Below are 472 nucleotides of genomic sequence, written 5' to 3'. Positions count from 1 at the left end.
TTTGATAGGTTTCTCACATCCATTTTATAAGTTGCAGTAGGCTACCAACACTGAATGACTTTCCATCAAGGGTGAGCAATTGATTAGCTTTGTAAGCGTGTTCAAGAAAGCTATGACTAATCCGTTTGACCAAGTTCAGCAAGCTATACAGGTGCTTAATCCGCGGATTACCCCCCAGGAGTGGGCGTACTTTCGGCAGGGATTGACCGAACGTATTCTAGCGCCAAAAACCTTCTTCATTGAAGCCGGTAAGCCCAATCAACTCATCGGTTTTCTCACCAGAGGGCTCATCCGGGGCTACTATCTCAACCAGATGGGGGAAGAAATCTCCACCACCTTCGTACCTGAAAATAGTTGGGTCACCGACTATCCCTCCTTGCTGATGGGTAAGCCTAGCCGCTATTACTTTCAGTGTTTGGAACTCACGACACTCGTTACGGTTTCCTACCAACATGTTCAGCAAGGATATAAC

The 472-nt window shown here is 46.6% G+C and carries 1 protein-coding gene; it reads left to right on the top strand.

Features of this window, described 5'->3' with window-relative positions; genetic code table 11:
* Positions 1 to 112: 112 nt before the first annotated feature.
* Positions 113 to 472, top strand: a 360-nt coding sequence (locus JWG43_RS17985) for a Crp/Fnr family transcriptional regulator (protein WP_205244316.1), incomplete at its 3' end; no start/stop codon positions are given.

Source organism: Desulfobulbus alkaliphilus (assembly GCF_016918545.1).
GTDB classification, from domain to species: Bacteria; Desulfobacterota; Desulfobulbia; order Desulfobulbales; family Desulfobulbaceae; genus Desulfobulbus; species Desulfobulbus alkaliphilus.
Note: the sequence above shows the minus strand (reverse complement) of the source record. Positions and strands in the feature narration are given on the sequence as shown.